Source organism: Microcoleus sp. B7-D4, assembly GCF_036705125.1.
Taxonomy (GTDB): Bacteria; Cyanobacteriota; Cyanobacteriia; order Cyanobacteriales; family Microcoleaceae; genus Microcoleus.
In genome coordinates this window covers 1-20,949 of the sequence record NZ_JAUBTT010000043.1, presented here as the reverse complement: position 1 = coordinate 20,949, position 20,949 = coordinate 1, and the positions used below count along the sequence as shown (strand labels likewise).

General features: G+C 44.9%; 19 protein-coding genes. 7 read left to right on the top strand and 12 right to left on the bottom strand.

What is annotated here, in order from left to right:
- Positions 1 to 75: 75 nt before the first annotated feature.
- From QUB12_RS18220 to QUB12_RS18210, 3 genes are all read right to left on the bottom strand, one after another.
- The gene (locus QUB12_RS18220; RefSeq protein WP_333146676.1) at positions 76 to 1,077 is read right to left on the bottom strand and encodes a cytochrome c oxidase subunit II; all 1,002 of its coding nucleotides are present in this window, start codon (positions 1,075 to 1,077) and stop codon (positions 76 to 78) included.
- A gap of 221 nt (positions 1,078 to 1,298) precedes the next feature.
- Positions 1,299 to 2,057, bottom strand: a complete 759-nt coding sequence (locus QUB12_RS18215; RefSeq protein WP_333307912.1) for a class I SAM-dependent methyltransferase — start codon at positions 2,055 to 2,057, stop codon at positions 1,299 to 1,301.
- 303 nt (positions 2,058 to 2,360) lie between these two features.
- Positions 2,361 to 3,377 (bottom strand): LD-carboxypeptidase, encoded by a 1,017-nt coding sequence (locus QUB12_RS18210; protein ID WP_333307910.1) that lies wholly within the window; start codon positions 3,375 to 3,377, stop codon positions 2,361 to 2,363.
- A 73-nt stretch (positions 3,378 to 3,450) separates the two neighbouring features.
- Between QUB12_RS18210 and QUB12_RS18205 the strand changes: the two genes are divergently transcribed.
- The 6 genes from QUB12_RS18205 (at position 3,451) to QUB12_RS18180 (ending at position 12,232) form a co-directional block, all read left to right on the top strand.
- Complete coding sequence (locus QUB12_RS18205; RefSeq protein ID WP_333307882.1) at positions 3,451 to 4,884, top strand: carotenoid oxygenase family protein; 1,434 nt, start codon at positions 3,451 to 3,453, stop codon at positions 4,882 to 4,884.
- 713 nt (positions 4,885 to 5,597) lie between these two features.
- Positions 5,598 to 6,419 (top strand): SDR family NAD(P)-dependent oxidoreductase, encoded by an 822-nt coding sequence (locus tag QUB12_RS18200; RefSeq protein WP_333146671.1) that lies wholly within the window; start codon positions 5,598 to 5,600, stop codon positions 6,417 to 6,419.
- A 559-nt stretch (positions 6,420 to 6,978) separates the two neighbouring features.
- Positions 6,979 to 7,344 (top strand): hypothetical protein, encoded by a 366-nt coding sequence (locus QUB12_RS18195; RefSeq protein ID WP_333307880.1) that lies wholly within the window; start codon positions 6,979 to 6,981, stop codon positions 7,342 to 7,344.
- A complete protein-coding gene (locus QUB12_RS18190; RefSeq protein WP_333307878.1) occupies positions 7,344 to 7,763 on the top strand; it encodes a response regulator in 420 nt (139 codons plus the stop codon). Before QUB12_RS18195 ends, QUB12_RS18190 begins: the two co-directional genes overlap by 1 nt.
- 119 nt (positions 7,764 to 7,882) lie before the next feature.
- Complete coding sequence (locus tag QUB12_RS18185) at positions 7,883 to 8,551, top strand: adenylate/guanylate cyclase domain-containing protein (RefSeq protein ID WP_333146665.1); 669 nt, start codon at positions 7,883 to 7,885, stop codon at positions 8,549 to 8,551.
- Between the two features lie 285 nt (positions 8,552 to 8,836).
- Entirely contained in the window at positions 8,837 to 12,232 is a 3,396-nt protein-coding gene (locus QUB12_RS18180) for an ATP-binding protein (RefSeq protein WP_333146662.1), read from the top strand.
- 48 nt (positions 12,233 to 12,280) lie between these two features.
- Here the strand turns inward: QUB12_RS18180 and QUB12_RS18175 are convergent, their stop codons facing one another.
- Complete coding sequence (locus QUB12_RS18175) at positions 12,281 to 12,553, bottom strand: peptidoglycan-binding domain-containing protein (RefSeq protein ID WP_333106594.1); 273 nt, start codon at positions 12,551 to 12,553, stop codon at positions 12,281 to 12,283.
- Between the two features lie 217 nt (positions 12,554 to 12,770).
- Positions 12,771 to 13,052, bottom strand: a complete 282-nt coding sequence (locus QUB12_RS18170; RefSeq protein ID WP_333146660.1) for a peptidoglycan-binding domain-containing protein — start codon at positions 13,050 to 13,052, stop codon at positions 12,771 to 12,773.
- A 149-nt stretch (positions 13,053 to 13,201) separates the two neighbouring features.
- Here QUB12_RS18170 and QUB12_RS18165 point away from each other — a divergent pair, with 149 nt between their 5' ends.
- On the top strand, positions 13,202 to 13,381 hold the full coding sequence (locus QUB12_RS18165; protein WP_333146658.1) for a hypothetical protein: 180 nt from the start codon (positions 13,202 to 13,204) through the stop codon (positions 13,379 to 13,381).
- A 217-nt stretch (positions 13,382 to 13,598) separates the two neighbouring features.
- On the opposite strand, the gene QUB12_RS18160 is transcribed toward QUB12_RS18165, so the two are convergent.
- The 7 genes from QUB12_RS18160 to QUB12_RS18130 form a co-directional block, all read right to left on the bottom strand.
- Positions 13,599 to 15,053: a hypothetical protein gene (locus QUB12_RS18160; RefSeq protein ID WP_333146656.1), complete on the bottom strand. Its 1,455-nt coding sequence runs from the start codon at positions 15,051 to 15,053 to the stop codon at positions 13,599 to 13,601.
- 391 nt (positions 15,054 to 15,444) lie between these two features.
- A complete protein-coding gene (locus QUB12_RS18155) occupies positions 15,445 to 16,041 on the bottom strand; it encodes a DUF3177 family protein (RefSeq protein ID WP_333146654.1) in 597 nt (198 codons plus the stop codon).
- 375 nt (positions 16,042 to 16,416) lie between these two features.
- Complete coding sequence (locus QUB12_RS18150) at positions 16,417 to 16,689, bottom strand: hypothetical protein (RefSeq protein ID WP_333146652.1); 273 nt, start codon at positions 16,687 to 16,689, stop codon at positions 16,417 to 16,419.
- A gap of 267 nt (positions 16,690 to 16,956) precedes the next feature.
- On the bottom strand, positions 16,957 to 17,559 hold the full coding sequence (locus QUB12_RS18145) for a transposase (protein WP_333307875.1): 603 nt from the start codon (positions 17,557 to 17,559) through the stop codon (positions 16,957 to 16,959).
- Complete coding sequence (locus QUB12_RS18140; RefSeq protein ID WP_333307873.1) at positions 17,508 to 18,056, bottom strand: helix-turn-helix domain-containing protein; 549 nt, start codon at positions 18,054 to 18,056, stop codon at positions 17,508 to 17,510. The genes QUB12_RS18145 and QUB12_RS18140 overlap by 52 nt, the downstream gene beginning before the upstream one ends.
- Positions 18,057 to 18,146: 90 nt before the next feature.
- Positions 18,147 to 20,129 carry a DUF5906 domain-containing protein gene (locus QUB12_RS18135; RefSeq protein WP_333307908.1) on the bottom strand — a complete coding sequence of 661 codons (1,983 nt, stop codon included), beginning with the start codon at positions 20,127 to 20,129 and terminating at the stop codon, positions 18,147 to 18,149.
- A 75-nt stretch (positions 20,130 to 20,204) separates the two neighbouring features.
- On the bottom strand, positions 20,205 to 20,949 hold a 745-nt coding region (locus QUB12_RS18130), incomplete at its 5' end, for a DUF3854 domain-containing protein (protein ID WP_333307872.1).

Below are 20,949 nucleotides of genomic sequence, written 5' to 3'. Positions count from 1 at the left end.
TATTAGTCATTAGTTATTAGTCATTAGTTATTAGCTCAGGATCGAAGACCCAGTGCCAGGAACTAATGACTATTTTTAGTGATGAGTTGGGTGAAGTTGTTCGAGGGTTTCGGAATTAATTTTTATTTCCCTGACGTAGGGAGCCAAAAATTCACCGTCTGACAATTCCCCTGGATTGACTGCAACTGCTTGCTCTAAGTTTTGACTGCTAGCAACTTGCTGGCTTTGCAGCCAACCGTCGAATTCTTCGGGCGTGTGAACGACTGCTACAGCTTTCATCGCTCCGTGATAAGCGCCGCACAATTCAGCACAAACAACCCGGTATTCGCCGGTTTTAGTTGGTGTAAATCTCAGTTCGCTCGGCCGCCCGGGAATTGCATCTTGTTTGAGGCGAAATTCCGGCAGCCAAAATGCGTGCAGCACGTCTTGGGCTGAGATATTTAGCTGTACGTCGCGGTTGACTGGCATATGCAGTTCGCCAGAACTAACGCCGCTTTCTGGATAGCTAAAAATCCAGGCGTACTGCAAACCAGTGACATTGACAACTAAGTCTGCTGGTTTGTCTTCATTTTCTGGGGAAGCGCCTACCCCTAAAGCAACGAGTTTTTGAGACGGAATTTGAGGGGCGTTTTGGGGTGTATCTGAGAGTGTGGCTGCGATCGCACTTCCCCGCATTTTAGAGTGCGCTTGCATGGTGCCGTGGTCATGATTGCCCATCGGATCGAGGCCCCCCATTGAGTTGTAAATCTCAAAACTGTAGACTCCGATTCCTAAAATAATCACCGCCGGCACGGCTGTCCAAAGAATTTCTAAGGGAAAGTTGTCATGCCAAGGCGGCCCGTCTGTATTGTCTCCTTGACGGCGGCGATATTTAATTGCAGCAAAGATGAGAATTCCCTGCACCATGATAAATAGTCCAGTGGAAATGGTCATCATTGTATTGAAAAGTGCGTCTATGTCGGATGCTTCGTCAGAGGCGGCGATCGGCATCAAACCGTGATTCTGCCCGTACCAGAGACTGATCAGAGTCACTCCGATGCCGGCGAGCATGGTGAGGATGGAACTTGGAATGTTCACGCTGGTACTTCTTAATAGCGACACTTCTTCGCTTGAAAAATGAAGGAAGCGCCTCTGGGTTATCAATTTTTAATTGTAAATGGTATTTTTAGTAAAATGTCTCTCTTAAGGGTTACTTAAGGCTTAGAATTTTTGACCGATCGCCCGCGCGCCTCAAAAATACGTCTTTTGTACCTTGACAAAAATGAGTAAAAATGGTAAACAATCGCTCTATTTGGCTGCTAAATTTGAGATTTTTTCTCAAACACCATCAAATGCTGCTGGGGCAAGATATCTTTTGTCTCTTTCCATACTAAACCGACGGCGGCCATTTCTTTTTTCACCTGCTTCTGCGTCATTTTGTGCAAACCTTTAATGGGAATCAGCGGGTTTTCGCCCCGATACTCGATCGATACCGTGCGGCCTCCCGGTTTGAGTGCTTTCACAATTCCTTGCATCATTTCTCTGGGATATGCAAATTCGTGATAAGCATCGACCATCAAAACTAAATCTACGCTGTTTTCCGGTAAATTCGGATTGTCGATACTTCCCAAAACTGGCTCAACGTTAGCGATATTTTTTTCTTGTTTATTCAATTCTAGAAAATTCATCATTTCCTGCTGCACGTCAACTGCTAAAACCTTTCCTTCTGGAACTAAGGGAGCGATGCGAAAGCTAAAATATCCTGTTCCTGCTCCAATGTCGGCGACAATATCGGTGGGTTTTAAATCGAGATTATTGACTAATCGAGCTGATTTTTCTTCCATGCCGCGAGACGGTCTTTCTAGCCAACTAGCGCCTTGATATCCCATGACTTGGGCAATTTCTCGACCCATGTAAAATTTGCCGATGCCGTCGGGATTGTGGACTGTTCGCTGCTGATAAATGGAGTCGCTGTTGGCGGTTTTACTTGCTGCCGCACAGGCATTGAGCGGCAACAGGCAAATTATTGCTAAGATAATTGCTGCTAGCGGTTTAATGAATTGTCGGTTTTTCACGATCGTCCTAATTGTATATTTAATTTTTTCATGATCGGCATCGGCCCGTTGGTGACGATTTAACGTTAAACGTAATACCGGTCTGCTGGTTGATGATTAGGCCCAGATCCCCCCTAACCCCCCTTAACAAGGGGGGAACCGGAAATGGATCAAAGTCCCCCTTCTTAAGGGGGATTTAGGGGGATCTAGACTCGGCTGTGAACGAGAGATACAACGGTTTTTAGTCTTAAGTTGTCATTAATGGTCAGAGCCCGGTAATGCAGAACCAGAGGAAGAGCCGAGCGAATATCCAGAACAGTTCAAGATTTAATTGACAGCGGATTCTAACAATTTAATTGTACCAGAGTCAGCGTCGATTTCGACTTCTTGACCGATCGGCAAAGTGAACTGTTCCCGGATGTGTCCCACCATTGAACCGTACCACGCGGGAATCTTCAAAGGGCGAATGTGGTCGGACAAGACTTGAGGTAAGGTTAGGGACTCTTGGGGTTTTTCAGCTTCGCACTTGGTACACTGTCCGAAAATAAAACCTGATATTTTATCAAGAATGCCCGCTAATTTGAGCTGCGTCAACATTCTATCGATGCGATAAACTTCTTCGCCAACTTCCTCGACAAACAAAATACTGTTTTCCCACTGCGGTAAATATGCAGAACCCACCATTGCTGCTATTACTGATAAATTTCCACCGATTAGTTTTCCCCTAGCTGTTCCGCGCCCGATTGTTTGAACTTGCACGGTGTGGGAGTTTTGCATCATCACAGAACCTCCGTCAAACAAAACTTTTTTGACGTAATTTACTGTGAATGGACTCCAAGTTGACACACCTAAAGGGCCGTGAAAAGTAACTATATTAGTTTTAGCATAAATCGCCAATAACAGCGCAGTAATATCGCTGAATCCCATAATAATTTTGGGGTTATTGCGGATAATATTGTAATCTAGGAGCGGCAATATCCGACCGCAGCCCCAGCCGCCCATCCCGGTAAAAATAGCTCGCACTGAGTCATCGGCAAAGGCTGCGTTGACATCGGCGGCGCGATCGGCATCCTTGCCTGCTAAATACCCGTAGCGATCGTAAAAATGCTCTCCCAATTTAACTTTTAAACCCAGGTTATCGAGAACTTTAAAAAATGGCTGCACTTCTTTTTCGTAGTTGAAAGCGGCAGGATTGATTAAGGCTACAGTATCGCCGACTTGCAGGCGGCGCGGATTAGCGATCGCACTTTGGGGAGATAGGCTAGTTTGGGCGAGCGGCAAAAGCTGAGTACCAATAGCAGTCAGCCCAAAAGTTCTGAGCAGAGCACGGCGGCGGAGAGTCATAGGTGTTAGGTAATTTTTGCTATAATTGTATAGGAAAATTTCTGTCATATCAGTTTAAAATTGCCAGTTTCAAATGAAAACAGACACTAAAATCTCCGCTAAAAAATCTTGGGCTAAATCTTTAGCTCGTCCGGCTGCAGAGTTTCCGCTGACTCAGCTATCGGTTAAAAGCGGTAAAATTCCCGAAGGATTGCGCGGCAGTCTTTACCGCAACGGGCCCGGACGTTTGGAACGTGGCGGTGTTGCTGCCGGACATTGGTTTGACGGCGACGGTGCAATTTTGGCAGTACATTTTACCGATGTCGGTGCTACGGCTGTTTATCGCTACGTGAAAACAGCGGGATATCTAGCTGAAGAAAAAGCTGATAAATTTCTCTACAGTAATTATGGCATGACAGCACCGGGCCCTGTGTGGTTGCGGTGGACTAAAACTGTTAAAAATGCTGCCAATACTTCTGTTTTAGCTTTGCCCGATCGCCTTTTGGCATTGTGGGAAGGTGGCCCGCCTCACCGCCTCGATTTGCAAACCCTGGAAACTCAGGGAACGGACGATTTAGGCAGTTTAGATAGTAAATTTGTTTATTCTGCTCACTGCAAGCGCGACCCGATTACTGGCAATATTTTCAACTTTGGAGTTACCAACGGTGCGACTACAAAGTTGAATCTGTATAAAAGCGATTTTACTGGCCAAGTCGTGCAACAATCAACAGTTGCTTTAGATGGAATTTACGCGCTCCACGATTTTGTTTTTGCGGGAAAGTATCTGATATTTTTCATCCCGCCGGTGCAAGTCAATTTTTTGCCATTGTTAACGGGAATTAGCAGTTATAGCGAGTCCTTTCAGTGGAAACCGGAGTTAGGTACTCAGATATTAGTTTTTGACTCTGAAACTCTCTCTTTAGTTAGTCGCGGCGAAACAGAACCTTGGTTCCAGTGGCATTTTGCTAATGGTTTTGTGAAGGAAGATGGTTCGGTGGCGGTAGATTTTGTGCGCTTCGCTGACTTTCAAACTAATCAGCGACTGAAAGAAGTACCGACTGGTGAAACTAGCACCGATGCGGAGGGTACTCTTTGCCGAGTGCATCTCAATCCTCTGACGGCGAAAGTGACAGGAATAGAAGAATTGTTGGATAAACCTTGTGAGTTTCCGATCGTACCTGCTGCCGAAATAGGGCAAGACGCACGATATATTTATCTGGCAATGTATCGGCCTGACGTTGATATTGTACCGGAACGTTTCGGTGCGATCGCCCGTTTGGACACGCAAACCCGCAATCTCACAATTGCCGACTGTGGCGAAAATCGCTATCCCGCCGAGCCCATCTACGTTCCAGATATTTCGTCGGAGAAAGGTTGGATAGTAACAGTTATTTATGACGGCAATTCTGACAGCAGCGAAGTCTGGATATTTGACAGCGACGGACTTTCCCGCGAACCTATTTGCAAGCTAGAATTGCCTGGTGTCATACCTTTGGGCTTTCACGGCACTTGGAAAGCGGCAGTCTGAGAAAATTGTAAAGAAGTGTTGCGGAAGATTTATTAAAAATTGTTGCCGCTTCTCTGTCAAGTTGTTAAGGTGTGTGTAGATAGGAAATTCTCATATCTAGGAGGTGTGGAATTGATAATCTGCATTGCTCAATTATCCTGTGCCAATTCGCACGAATCCCCGGCGATTGTAAGTCGCGCCGGCACAGGATATCGTCTGCCTCTGCGGACTAAAAAAAGAGGGGTAATTAAGCCCTGGCGAATAACCCATCCGGGCGAATATTCCCGGCCAGTTTATTCGCAGCTACACAGGCAAAGTCCGCCTCTGCAGACTGAAGGAAACCAATACCCGGCGAATAAATTCGCGGCTACACAGGCAAAGTCCGCCTCTGCAGACTGAAGAAAAAGCGGTAATAAAGCCCGCTTTGACATGATTCTCGACTAGGTTGGCCCATCTCAGGTTTGTCTGCTTGAATGAGGTTAAATGACCAGATAATTGACTGATTTCTGGCGAACCCAAAGTTTAGTTCAACTCACGCGCACGTTAGCGATTCAACAGTTTTTAGTTTTGAGTTAACCCCACGAATAAATTAGGCTTATCGGAACAAGATAGCCTTTTAAACCATTATGAATTATGAGTTGTTACCGCCAAAAAAATTAACTCATAACTAATAATTCACAACTCACAACTCATAACTCCGTGCCGCAGTGAGCATCTACCAAAAGGTTTAATCTATGCAACTTCAAGGAAAAACAGCTCTTGTTACAGGAGCTTCGCGCGGAATTGGGCGATCGATCGCCCTGGCATTAGCGAGACAAGGAGTCAAACGCTTGTTGATTGTGGCGCGCAACCGCAAGCAATTAATTGAACTGGCAGAGGAAATCGATGTTTTTGGCACGGAAGTAGTGCCGTTAGCTTTGGATTTAACTCAGTCAGTAGCGGTGAATATTGCGATCGCCCAAGCTTGGCGAGATTGCGGCCCGATTCACCTGCTAGTCAACTGTGCAGGCGTCGCCCACCAAGCATCTTTCTTGCGTTCCCCGCTGCCGTTAATCGAGGAAGAAATCGCCTTAAACTTGCTCGGAACCTACACAATTACCCGCTTGATAGCTCGGCGAATGGCGACTCAAAAAGAGGGAACAATCGTCAATGTTTCTAGCTTAATGGGCAAAATAGCCGCTCCCACAATGGCGACTTATTCTGCTACCAAATTTGCCATTTTGGGATTCACCCAAGCTTTACGTAGCGAGTTAACTCAGTACAATGTTCGAGTCACAGCTTTGCTGCCATCTCTAACAGATACCGACATGGTGCGAGACTTGGAACAATTCCGGTGGGTAGTGCCCACAACTCCCGAAAAAGTGGCCCTAGCACTTGTCGCGGGATTGCAGAAAGATGCGCCGGAAATCTTGGTAGGATGGCAAAGTCATCTAGCAGTTTGGTGTCACCGAATTGCGCCTTGGTTGCTGGATTTTGTGTTGCGGATGGCGACTCCAGAACTTCGGGATAAATCGCGGGGCCGCAAATTGCGGGAGGCTTTAGCTAGCGGGCGATAAACCCTTTTATGGGCGGGCTCTCCGGCCCAACCCCTACTCCCCACAAAAAATTGGATGTGTTGTGGAACGGGCCGGAGAGCCCGTTCCGGGATCTTCGGCTTATTGGTGTCAACTTAAGCTGTCAGCCCGCCCACCCGGTAGTCCGCCCACCCGGTAGTCCGCCAGGGATTGAAATCCCTGTCTCATAGCGAAAGTCCTCTCAAAGAGGACTGAGAAGAAGAATTTTTGACGTTGCTGATTCACGCCGCCCACCCGTTAGTCCGCCAATCCGGCAGGGATTGAAATCCCTGTCTCATAGCGAAAGTCCTCGCTATGAGGACTGGGAAAAAGAATTTTTGACGTTGCTGATTCACGGTAGGAATCAACTTTTTGCTTGATGTTAAAAAACTCACCATAGTTGTCTTATAGCAATTGGGAAATCTAAATTCCTACCTGTATTTAGCAACAGCAACGCCGAATTTTTAAACTCATTAGTCCTCATAGCGAGGACTTTAGCTATAAGCCCCGTGGAATTAATTCCCTGTCGGACTATCTAATTCTAGCTCAGTTACAGGAAACTATGCCTGTTCATTTCTTGACTAACAGCAACGGGCTGATGAATGATAGAAACTTCTATTTGGCAAGTCGCTCTTTTGCTAGCGACTTTCCCAATATTGTTAAAATAGTGATGGGAGAAACGCGACAGATGGCTACTTGGATAACTAAGAATCCCGAGCCAGCAGCGAAATTTATCAGCGCTCGAACGGGAATGAAAATAACCACAGCTATCATGTTAACAAAAAGCCGCCGCTACGATTTGCTGCCAATTCAGGACAGGGCAGTTGAAGAACAGCAGCGGATTGCTGAAATTTTATTTCGGTTGGGACTGCTTCCCTATCGCATTTGGATTGAAGATGTTATCTGGAAACAAAAATTAGATTTATAGTGAATATTCAGGTATTGGCTAACAATTTACTTCTCGAAAAATATGCGCTCGCCCACGCTAGCAGCGGTAGAGAAGCTTTAGCCATTCTAGACAGAGGCTACAAGCCGGCTCTAATTTTGCTATATCTCATGAGGCCACGGATGACTGGTTACGAAGTTGGCGAGAAAATCCGGGATAAATTCACGGGTATCGAAGGGCAAATTGTGATGCTAACCGCCAAAATTCAAGTAGCTGACTTAGTGCAAGGTTTCAATGCAGGGGCTAATGATTTTTTAACTAAACCGTTTGTCAAAAATGAATTGCTAGCCAGAATCAAACTCACATCAGTCTGGCAAAAATCAATGCAGCTTACGGTAAATTTGTCCCCCACGACTTTCTGCGATTTTTGGGACACGAAAGTATTGTTGATGTCCGACTAGGCGATCAAATTCAGAAAGAAATGACAGTTTTATTTTCTGAAATTCGCTCTTTTACGACTATCTCAGAAGCGATGACTCCCTAAGAAAACTTTAGTTTTATCAACAGCTACCTCCGCCGAGTGAGTCCTGTAATTCGCGCTCACCAAGGTTTTATCGATAAATATATTGGCGATGCGATTATGGCACTATTTCCTGAGTCGGCAGATGATGCTGTTCGCGCGGCGGTGGAAATGCAAAAACAAGTTATTATTTACAACCAGGAGCGACAACGGAGCAATTACCCACCGATTACTAGCGGCATCGGTTTGCACGTGGGTAGTTTAATGTTGGGTACGATTGGGGAGGAGGAACGGATGGAAAGTACAAGGATTGCTTATGCGGTGAATCTCGCGTCTCGTTTGGAAGGATTGACTAAGGTTTACGGGGCGGGCATTCTAGTTAGTGACTCCATTTTAGAGCGTTTGGGCGATCGAGAAAAATATATGTGCCGATTTGTCGAGCGAGTCACAGTAAAAGGGAAAAAATCTGCCGTATCGGTGTTTGAAATTTATGATGCAGAAACAGAACAAAGCATTCAACTAAAACAGGCAAGTGCTGCTGAGTTCCAAAAAGGTCTGGAGCTTTATTTCGAGCAAAATTTTACTGAAGCGCAAAAATTATTCAGTAAGATTTGCGCCATAAATCCTCAAGATAAGTTGGCAGCAATTTACTGCCAGCGCTCTCTAAAGAAGGGAATGTATGGAGTGCCTGGAGGATGGTCGGGGATAGAAGCTTTGGATGAAAAGTAGTACAAGTAACCTCTATTATGGAAAGTAGTGATACAGATATATTGTATGTGAACATCGGTAGGGACAGGGCAATGCCTTGTCCGCCGCCGGGAGTAGGACACGGAAATGCCGTGTCCCTAGGGTTCTCTTTGACTTTTAATAATTTGGTATAAGATTGAGGATTGTAGAAACAATACCAGGTCTTCCGGGCGTAAGTTGTGTTTAAGTACAAAATGGTTTATAATACTTACCAGCGGTAAGCCTTGGCTCCAAGTATTAACTGGTTGTTCAACCTAAACTAATGTTATGTCCACTCTTTCTCTCAAGCGCTTAGTGGCAAAACTTTCAAGAAAAGCAACGCTGCAAACTGTACTCATAGTTCCCTTTGTCTTGCAAGTATTTGCAGCGGTAGGAATTGTGGGGTATTTATCATTTAAAAATAGTCAAAGAGCAGTTAATGACCTGGCGGATCAGTTGATGGGCGAGGTGAGCAATCGCATTGAGCAAAATTTGAGAACTTATCTGCAAACTCCGCACCAAATCAATCAAAGCAAGCTGGATGCAGTGAAACTGGGTTTTGTGAACATGAAAGACTTGTCAGCTTGGGAAAAGTATCTGTGGCGACAAGTGCAATTATATCCTTATATCAATTTTACATCCATCGCTAATTCAGATGGAGAATATCGCACTGGCGAAAAGATGTCTAACGGCACTTTATTGATTAACGCATCGGGCCCATCTACAGGTTTTGATTTTTATTCTTACAATACTAATGATAGGGGCGATCGCGCGACATTAGCAGCCACCGTCAAAAACTTCGACATCCGACAGCACCCTTCCTACACCTATGCGGCTCTCGAAGCCAAACCAACTTGGAGTTCAGTTTATATATCCTTCCTAGAACCCACCTTGCTCCTCAGCGCGCTGCAACCAGTTTACAACAGCCAGAAACAGCTAGAAGGAGTATTAATTGCTGCTTTGCGTCTCGACAGTATCGGTCAATTTTTAAACAGCCTCAAAATAGGTAAATCTGGTCAAACTTTTATTATCGAAAGAAACGGCACGCTGCTGGCAACTTCCACACCCGAAAAACCTTTCCGCACCCAAAACGGTCAAAAAGAACTGTTTAAAGTTACAGAAAGCAGCGATGCAGTAACGCAAACTACAGCAAAATATTTAGAAACTCACTTTCAAAACTTGAACAAGATTACAAAAGCACAGCAACTAAATGTTGAGATAAACGGTCAGCATAAATTTTTAAAAGTCCTGCCCTTCCAAGACGACAAGGGTTTAGATTTGCTGATTGTCGTCGTCGTTCCGGAAGCCGACTTTATGGAACAAATTAATGCGGGCAACCGAACTACAGTGTTACTATGTCTGGCAGCTTTGGGCATGGCAACTGTGTTAGGAATTCTCACTTCTCGCTGGATTATCAAACCTCTTATAAAATTAAAAAATGCAGCAATAGCTTTATCAGAAGGACAATTTGACCAAACTGTAAAGCTCGATCGCTCCGACGAGTTGGGCGTACTTGCCGCTGCTTTTAACAGCATGGCAGCACAACTGCAAGCATCTTTTACTGCCTTAGAAACTAAAAATACCGAATTGCAGCGACTCGACAAACTAAAAGACGAATTTTTAGCCAATACTTCCCACGAACTCCGCACTCCCCTCAACGGCATTATTGGGATTGCAGAATCTTTAATAGACGGTGCTACAGGACAACTACCAGAACCAACAAATTTTAACTTAGCTTTGATTTCATCCTCTGGCAAAAGATTGTCTTCTTTAATTAACGATCTTCTGGACTTTTCTCAGCTCAAACACAAAACGATTGAACTGCAAATTAAGTCCGTCGGTATTCGAGAAATAGTCTCTGTAATTCTCACTTTGTCTCAGCCATTAGTAGGCAAAAAACACTTGCAGTTGATTAACTCAGTAGCTCCGGAATTGCCGCCAATAGCAGCCGACGAGAATCGCTTGCAGCAAATACTTTATAACTTAATCGGCAATGCGATTAAATTTACCGAAAGCGGCAGAGTTGAAATTTCAGCAGAATTGGTAACGGGCAACGCACAATCACCGTCTAACTCACAATTAGCCATTAGTGTATCTGACACGGGTATTGGCATCCCCGAAGATAAATTAGAGCGAATTTTTGAATCCTTTGAACAAGCTGACGGTTCCACTGGTAGAGAATATGGTGGCACGGGTTTAGGGTTAACGGTTGCCAAGCAATTAGTGGAATTGCACGGAGGTAAAATTTCGGTATCTTCAACTGTAGGTGTCGGTTCCCAATTCACCTTTACTTTGCCCGTATCTGAGAGTCAGCCGGAATTTAGCAGCACACAGCCGCATTTAATCGAGGGTTATCGCATTTTAATCACTCCTGAACTAGCCCGCCAATCCTCTATAATAAATTCTCCTCTATCAGACAATAGCGACTTGCTAGAAAGTGAAAAATTAAAAATTTTGGTAGTTGATGATGAGCCGATTAATATTCATGTCATCATCAACAGTCTTTCTGTAGAAAACTACGAGATTACTCAAGCGAGCAACGGCTTAGAAGCTTTAAATCTGATTGAATCAGGATTTAAGCCCGACTTAATTTTACTCGATGTAATGATGCCGCAGATGACCGGTTATGAAGTGTGTCGAGAAGTTCGCAAAAAATACTCGCCTTTAGAAATGCCGATTCTGATGCTGACGGCAAAAAATCTAACTACCGACTTGGTAGAAGCTTTTAACTTAGAAGCAAATGATTATGTAACTAAACCTTTTATCAAAAAGGAATTGTTGGCGAGAATTAACACGCAAATTCGCCTAGCAAAACTGAATGCAGCCTACGGTAGGTTTGTGCCGCACGATTTTCTAAACTTGCTGGAAAAGCCGAGTATTATTGAAGTAAAATTAGGGGAACATCAGGAAAGAGATATGACAGTGCTGTTTGCTGATATTCGCTCGTTTACGGCGCTTTCGGAAAAGATGACACCGGATGAAAATTTTGCATTTATTAATACTTATTTGGGAAGGGTTAGCCCTGCAATCAGGAAAAATAACGGGTTTATTGACAAATACATTGGAGATGCGGTCATGGCACTGTTTCCTACATCTCCTGAAGATGGTGTGCGAGCAGCAATTGATATGCAGAAAGAAGTAAATATCTATAACCAGCAGCGACAAAAAAATGGCTTGTTTCAGATCGCGATCGGCGTCGGTTTGCACGCGGGCAATTTGATGTTGGGTACAATTGGCGAGCGAGAACGGATGGAAAGTACGGTGATTGCTGATGCGGTGAATCTCGCGTCTCGTTTGGAAGGATTGACTAAGGTTTACGGCGCGGGCATTCTAGTTAGCGGTGCAATTATCGATCGCCTAGACGATCCTGAAAAATATAAGTACCGATTTGTCGATCGAGTAACGGTGAAAGGAAAGACAAATGCTGTGTCAGTGTTTGAAATTTACGATACAGAAACAGAGCAGAGCATTGTACTCAAGCAGCAAACTGCGGAGGTTTTTCAAGAAGCTCTCAATTTTTACTACGAGCAAAAATTTGTGGCCGCCCAAAAAGTATTTCAGAATATTTTACAAATCAATCCGGACGATCGGGTAGCAATGCTGTATTTCCAACGCTCTCGCAAGTATCGAATGTACGGCGCCCCGGATGGGTGGTGTGGGGTGGAAACTTCGACGGAGAAATAGGGCGCACAATGCACGCCCTACTATTTTTAAAATATGGTTGTACAAACTTTAAAATATAGTTGTACAAACGCCTAATTTATTCCAAGTTTTAGGGCCGACAATGCCATCAGCAACGAGTTGTTGTTGCTTTTGAAAATTGATTACTGCTTGTTGGGTTTTCGGGCCGAATCCTCCATCAGTAGTTACGGAAAATCCGCTGGCGTTCAAGAGCCGCTGGAGGTAGCGAACGTCCTCATTTTGGGTGACGCCATCGTTGCGTTTGAGTAGGGGAAAATAACGGCAGGAAGGTAATTCCATGTGAATTGCGTTTGTGGTTTGCATAGTTTGAGTCTCCATTGGTTGTTTGCAAGTTGTTTGAAAGCAGAGAAGTGCGGAAATGATGTTAATAGTCCTGGATGCACTTTTGACGGGCAGAAACGGGGTTTTGGCTTCGCTCAACCACCAGTTTTTTTAGCGTTTCTGGGGGCTGAAACGAAGTATTGTTGTGAAAAAACCCAGTTTCTTGCTAGCCGTGCGCCTAGGATTAGTTAACTTGGATTTAACATCCGGGTTCATCTGTATAACAAGCGCCTAATAGACTCCAAGTTTGAGGGCCGACAATGCCATCAACAGCAATCTTATTTTCCTTTTGAAATTTGATGACTGCTTGTTCGGTTTTTGGGCCGAAGAATCCATCAGTTGCGACGGAATATCCCTTTTTAACTAAGGATTGTTGGAGATAGCGCACGTTTTGATTGGCAGTGGTGCTATTATTTCGTTTCAGTGTGGGCAGTGAAGAGCAAAGAGGCAATTGAGCGTAAATTGAATTTGTGGTTTGCATGGTTTGATTGGGGATTAGTGGTTGGCAAGTCGTTTGAACTTGCTATTCCCCAGTTGTAGCTGTGGGGGGAAGTGCTTTAACAGTCGCTTTTTATAGTGACGCTTATCTGGGGTAGCTCAGATGAGTGACAGCCAGCTATCAAATCCGTTTTGTACAGAGTAATTGTCAAAGGCAAACAGCAGCGAATTGGGAGCATCTCACCTTTGCAGCCCTCCGCTAGAAATTGGAGCTTTGAGGCAGGAGGCAGGAGGCAGGAGGCAGAAGGAAAGAAGAAGAAGGAAGGAGCCAGAAGAAGGAAGGAGCCAGAAGAAGTATTTTTACAAATATGAGATGCTCCCAGCGAATTTCCATTTTTTATCAACTTTTAGCATCTTGGCCGGAAGCCCCACACCATATCTGTAGGGCTGTTGGTGTCGGGATGGATAGCCAGATTGACGTAGGTTGGCTAGGCAATCAATCCTGTCACGGTGTAATCGCTGCACTCTTGTATAAGGTGAGTAATAGTTTTTTATCTAGAGGAGGCAAAAATACTGTATTTAAAGCTCGTTAACCATGTGAGCGAAAAGGGCGATCGGGAAAATTGCTCTGGGGTTGCGACTTTAACTTAGAAGTGATATCGTAGTATCGGTAGATAGTAGATTTCCGGCTGTCAAACAACTTGAGAATTGAATCTATGACAATTTCTGTAACTATCGGGTTAAAGTCGGAAATAAAGTCGTCGGCGTTGAGATTTTCTCGAAAAAATTCCTTAGCTCGATCGCACTGATAGCGCATTTCGTCAAAGCCAACAATTTTTACCACAAACGTTGTCAGGGGCGAACTCTCCAAATCCGTATTAGAAGTGCTTTTAGCCCGCCCATTTTCTAATAAATTCAATACTTCCGCTTCTAAACTAATTTTAGGTTTATAAGGTTTCTCTATTTCGGGAAAAAAGCTTTCCAGGCGCACGCAGTTAGGAGCTCGATCCGGAATTCCTCCCGTCATCATCGCCAGAGAAACCTCAATCCCCACATCCGAAGAAAGAGCTTCTAGCAGGGCTAGGGCAGCCAGTTTGCACCCCAAATAAAGCTTCGCAATTTCGAGATTGTACTTAGCAGTAGTTTCCCAGCGCTGATAGGTGCGATCGTCTGGATATCCTTCAAACTGCCGGAAAATCATCTCTGGCTTGAGATAATTGAGAAAACCTTCCATCTTCACCAAAGCAACTCGGTAGTCGCGAACCGTGTAAAAACCGCAGGAGATGAGATTGTGATTGGTTTCCGGCAGTAAATTCCAGGTATTTGCCAAAAAATGGGCTGAACTATGGTGAGCAAAACTCATCACATCCCGGTTAGAGATTCGCACAGCTTTTTTGACCGTTTCCCGCATTTCATCGTCAGTCAAACTAAGGTTAAACAGGCTATTTATGGCTTGCAATCGCTCATAAAGGCGCTGGCTTACCGTTACTCCAGAATCGGCGACGCGAAAAGGAATTGTTGCTTCAATGCAGCCTGCAATTTGAAGCAATTGCTCGCGTTTGAGAAAGGGTTCTAGAGCTTTTGCTGCTACCACAGCGCTGAGAAATTCGTTTTGTCCGGAGAAAGGATTGAGGACTTCGCCCGGTACAAAATTGAATACCAGCATTACCATCTCGAAAATAGCATCCGCCGGCAGTTCAGATCGATCTCGAATTTGTAGTTGTTTGTTAACCTCTTTTGCAACAGGAGTGATGTAGTAGCTGACGTTAAAGTTAATGCTGCGATCGACTTGCACGTAGACGGTATCGTGAAATAAAGCTGCCAAAACCTCGATCGCGTCTTCATCTCCCCCCACATCAAAAATATGTTCGGGAGTGTGAAAAAACCGCCAGGGCCCCATCATCGGCTGAACAATCAGTTCGGCAATCCGAGCGAGTTCACTTGGTTCGACTTTTGCTTCCAGGCGATCGATCGCCCAAATCAGCCTTTCTAAGCACTGTAAGTAGGCTTGTTTGCTATCCATCACAGTCTTTCCCAATAACATTGCTGTCAGTCGATTTTAGATTTTAAATTTTAGACTTTAGATTTACTCCACAGATGAATCTGGAAGCTGGAACCTTCGTCTAAAATTTTTAGATATCCACGACTGGAGTCCACGGCTTGTATCCGTTTTTGGGCTGGTCACGTCAGCCAACCTGCTGTTACAGCATATTCCATATATGTGTAGTACAGAGAAACCGGGTTTCTTGAACAGAATCAGTTTAAAGGCTAGAACTGTAAAGAAACCCGGTTTCTGAGGTGTACTTCACAAACCTGGAATATGCTGTAGTTTGATTGTCCTAGATGCGCCCCGGCTGTTTTTATTTGGGATTTATGAGCTTTTTGTGAAATACTTTAGCTGCAATTTAGGAGGGAAATACTAACTTCAAATAAACTTAATTTCCGGTAGCTGACCTCCCCTGTTTTCCTAGTCTAATTAGCACAAAATATGACAAGTAAAGTACATAAATTGCTAAACCGATCATACCCAACAATCCCAAAAATTGAGGGTTTGCCGTAGGGTGAAACATTTGTTTGTACAGCCAAGGTGGATCTAACCAAACGCGGCAAAAAGGTTCATCAATTATCTGAATTTGAGATTTAAAGGCACAGCTTAAGAAGAAAAGTTGAGCTAGAGCGCCCAAACCGCTGTAAACAGTAATCGCCCACCGCCAAGCTGTAAAAGCCAGTTTCAGGGGCGACTGCGGTCGATCGGCAATTTCTTCGTTTAAATCCTCCCAAAACCACAGACTAGCAGGAATTAAGGCCCTGGCAATCACCGACGACACAAAGCTCACAGGCAGCGCAGCCATCATCAGGTAAAGTGTAATTGCCAGCAAACTCGCCACCCGCCAATAAATAATTGACAAACGGACGATCGGCTCAGCTTTTGCCACAACAGCCCAAATCAGCACTACCAGCGGGATCGAAATTGTTAATAACACAGACAACCGGTAATCCATCCAGACTAAGGTTAATAACGTTTTTTCCATACTTTCAGCCTTTAAGTACCTGATTTCTATCAACACTCTTGCAAAACAGCCATTTTAGGGGCTTTTTGGGCCTCATTTTTGGCTGTTCACCTGTCCCAGTGTCCCTTATCCGATAGTCACTTACAAGCAAGCTCTTCTATCAATCTTCTAGCCTACCCCTTAGCGATATTTGCGATCGGCTTAGGATACACGGGTGAGGTAGTGCTTTTGTGTGTATTTCCTAAAGTAGCCGCCTACAGTTGGCGGCTACTGCTTTAGAATGCTATCCCGTCCCGGTCAGAACCCAAAAACCTACAATCACAACATACACATAGCGTGAGTGATGCGATCGCACTCCCCGTGCCAGTCGTTCGCTTGGTTAAGGCAGTCTTCATGCTAGAAGTCACCCAGCATATCCAAAATCGCTTCTACGTCCGCTAGGTCGCATTTAGACTTTTTGCGCTTAGCTTTCAATTGGTTGAGTAAGACAGCAGCATCAGGTAAATCACTTGTGTAAAATGATTCTCCATTATCTAGCTGTCGAGCTATAGTCAGCACCCGATCTGCTAGGGCGATCGGTACTCGGATAGTGCGGGTTTTCCCGTGTTCCCATTTACCCTCATAGTGCTTGAGGTTGGCTAGGCTAGCGTCATTAATGTTTTTAGTCATTTCACTTGTGTCAGGTGATTTACTATTAACAGGTTGACACGAATGCTTTAGTTCTGTCAAGTATTTAGTCACGTGACACAAGTGACTAGAGGGAGAAAGTTAGACTTTAGGGAGCCAAAACCAAAAACTACTAGTACAGCTCGGCGTAAATACACAGACTATTATACCGCCAAGACTTTACCCTTATATGTCCACTTAAAAGGCTTTGCCATTGTTTGATTAAAGTAGTTAATAAAATTGAGGATGCGATTTTTCAGATCGTACTGACTAATGAAACTTGCTATGCTTGAGTAATTTCCGCACTAAAATGCTGAACCAAATCTCTATTTGATTAAGCCACGAAGAATGTTTTGGCGTGTAGTGGAAAACAATTTGATGTGTTGGGTCACTTAAAAAAACAGCACGAGATTTCATGGATTGAAGTATGCCGCTTTTTCCCTTAATACCGAGGTCGATATCTAAGCCTTCTTTTTCGGCGACCAAACGCACCAATGATTCAGATTGGTGAGTATTCAGACAATCCATAATCAGATGCCATTTTTGGGCATCGGGGTCAGTTTCAATGATGTGACGAATATTCAGTACAAAATCGGATTCTTTTCTCGAATCTCCGCAAGTTGGCTCGATAATCTTACCATTCGCAATATTGAAATTCGCTATCAAGGTCTGCGTGCCATGACGAATATATTCAAACTCTCTTCTTGCAACTTTTGCTGGTCGCATTGGTAAGTCTTTTTCGAGACGCTCAATGGCTTGAATTCCTGTCATCTCATCAACCGATATAGTGTGTTCTCCATTTTGACTGCGTTCAATCGCAGTCAGATATAAGCCTGTAATATCTTTAACTTTTGCATCAAATTCTTCATCCACAGGGGGGGGGTTAACCAGTAGCGCGAGGCGTGTGGTTTAATTTCTGCTTCTTCTAATAATCTGCCAACATGGCGGAATGATATACTTTCAATAATGCCTTGAAACATGATTTCCTCCGCCAGTTCTCTAGCTGTCCAGTGACTTATTGGTCGTCCATAATCGGACGGTGAGGAACAGGCAAGTGCAAATAACTCAGTTACTTGTTCCATGGTAAATTTTACTGGTGCGCCAACACGCTCTTGATCTTGCAATCTTTGCAAAATCGATAAGTCTTTTCCCTCGCTTTCCAACCATCGGTTTCGCCATAAGCGAGCCATCTGTCGGTTAATCTCTAGGCTTCGGGCTATTTCACGATGGTTTTGACCATCTGATGCCATGAGAATTATTTTGGCTCGTAGCACTAGCTGTTGGGGCGTTTTGTGTTTGTCGATCAACTTCTGAAGTTGATGACGCTCGCCATCGCTTAAATTTAATATTTTAGGCATTAATAAGGCCATCTCTGACTCCTCGATCACCCACCTAAACGGGTCTCAGCTAACTATGTTCTTCTACCACAAATATAGTCTGTGTACTTACGCCGAGCTGTACTAGAGCTTGCGTAAGTCCTCCGGCTTCAACCAAGTTGTGTATCCGCCACTATCCGGGAGGGAGCAACAAAGTTCGTTCTGGGCGTTAGCTCCCTCAACTGTTAGCACGACCCCTTTATACTGTTCCGCAAACTTAGCCCCGACATATTGAACCGATGTGCCTTTAGTCAGGTCAAAATCCCTTAAGAGACGGATATTGAGACTTTCCTCCTTAGTAAAAGCTTTAGCAAAAAAGCCCCTTACTTGCAGCCCCGACGCAGCGACACGCTCCATAACTTCTTTTGCATCTTCCCGGCTGCCTTTAGCTATTGCCTCTCGCATCTGGTCTGCTAGTTTTTCGCCACGAAATTTACTTTGTGCGGTTGCAGGACTTTGGGGGGGGTTTGCAGGACTTGATGCAGGACTTGATGCAGGACTTAAATCCTTGTCTTGTATAGGGTTTGCAGGACTTGCAGGACTTAAAGGGGTAACTTTCTTTACTTCTACTTTTTCCTGGTTGTCCTGGTTTTGACTTTCCGGTTCACCTTGCTTTTTCTCGGTGTTTTCACAATTTCCCAAAATGTTTGGAGGTAAGTCCTGCAAGTCCTGCAAATCTATATCCTGTATGGGCGGAAGTCCTGCAACAAGTCCTGCAGAAGTGCTGCTAGTGCTGTCAGAAGTCCTGCAAAGCGGTGCTAGTTGTTGGGAGTAAGTAGGGTGATAATCATTTTTACCCCTCAACCTTAAACCGACAAAAGTAACGTGACGACCGCTCCGATCGCGAACGACTGGCAGGTGCAGTTCAGTGCAAAGTTTCTCTAGACCCGGCGAAAAAGTTGTCAGGCTCATCGCAGGTTTTTTAATTTCCTCACAAAAATCTTTATAACTGTCAAACAGATCGCCCGCACGGGTTTGTGCGCCGTCCTCAACAATTAGCTCCATCTCGAAGAACGCGGCCAAGCTATCCATCCGTACTTTCATATCCCATTCAGCAGCCTTGAAATCTGCAATCTCAGCATCACCGATACCCTGAATTGCCTGCTTTACCTCACTACTGGGGAGTGAAAGTGCGATCGCGATTAGCGCCCCTATTTCCGGATCGAAGCTGGCTTCCATCTCTGAATTCCGCAAGTGTTTGGGAATGGCGTTTTCAAAATTAACCAGACACAAGCGCCGCTCTAGCCCGGTGGTATTTCCCATGAAGATAGGGTCATTGCTACAGATAAGGAGTAGTCCATAAAAGTGTGCGCTTGCCACTGGCTGGTACACTTCCCGGTAGTTGACGCTATCCCCACCAGTTAGCCGGAGAATGCTATCAACTCCCACGGGTTTACGTTCATCGCCAAAAACTACTAATTGCTTGTCAATAATGCTGGCAATAGTTGAGCCGTCTTTTAGGCTGTCAAGACTGCAAGGTTGGGTATTATCCTTCCCTACTACCTTCTCTATTAACCGAGCGCAAGTACCCTTGCCGGAACCAGGAACCCCGATAAAGTGAACAAACTGCTGATATCCGTGAAAGCTAAACCGGAGACAACTATTGATGATTGCCAGTAGCTTGAATATTTTCTTGGCGTCACCCTGCATCGCCGTCCGGAAAAATTTGTGGATACTAGGGCAGTTCACCCGTAGTGCTTCCAAGGGGTCACTTAGATCGCCTGTTAGTGGCTGGTAGGGAAAGGGTAAATAGGAAGTAAACCCCATGCCGGGTGAGTGTGGCAAGGTTCCAAGGGTATCGCCGTCGAGTACGCAATTCTCGAAATTGATGTATCGGGACTTATCCCATGTTTGCCAGTAAACCTCTCGCAGGTAACACTTGAGCATCTCAATGACGTTATTAACGTACTCAATCCCGCTGTAGTTTACGCCCTTTGCGTCCAACGTAGTGACAATCAGGCTTTTAAACGGCCCTGGTTTTATCTTTTCCCAACACTTGCCAGTCCATCCCCGCCATGTTTGCTGTTCTTCGTGGTATTTCCACTGGGGGCGATATTCTTCGGCCAGTTGTGCTGCAATCTCGCGCGGTGTCGGTGTTTTTTTACTCCGAGTTGTCGAGCTGGTGTCACTTGTGTCAAGCGATTAAACTACATTGCTAGCTTTCATCAACACCGCCCTGAAGGCCTCAATCCCTTGATTATTGATGAAATCATCCATCCCCTTGCCGTCCTCGTGGTTCCAATTGCCTGTAACCGATAGTACCTCGCAGCCATAGGCTTTCAGGTGTTTAGTGAGGGTTTTTTCGGCACGGCGGACATTTTTTACGGTTTCCACCTTCTCAGGTGGATCGGAATCGTAAGCGATGATAAAGTTAAGACCCGCTTCAGCTAATCGTTTCAGCCCTGGTATCAAGTCGGGTGTACCCTTTGCCGCTGGTGTTAGGGCTATGTCAACTCCCATTACCGCTACCGTAGGGATATCCCACATACAGCCTTTTATTGCCTTTATGCACCCCTCGGTAATGAGGAGGTACGGTTTGCCGTTAATGGTGAAGCATCGGGCTTTAAGGGCTTCTAAATCAGTCCAGTACGTTTCGATTTCTGGATGCTTGGCAAGGAAAGCATCATATTCACCTTTAGGGAACTGTCCACCCCGTTCGTAGTGGGTAAGCAACCGACTGTAGGTGATGCCCGACTTCAAGTCCCCAAAGTGTTTGGCGTAAGCGTAAAGCCCTAGCTCTTGCGCTTCTTGTACCATTACCAATTTATCCTTTGGGGCGGTTCGCCGTTCGACTACCTTGTAGTGTTGCGTCATCCTCACCGGTTCCGGTAGTGGCTCATATGCCTTTTTTGCGATCGCTTCGAGGCACGTTAGTACCCGCAGCACC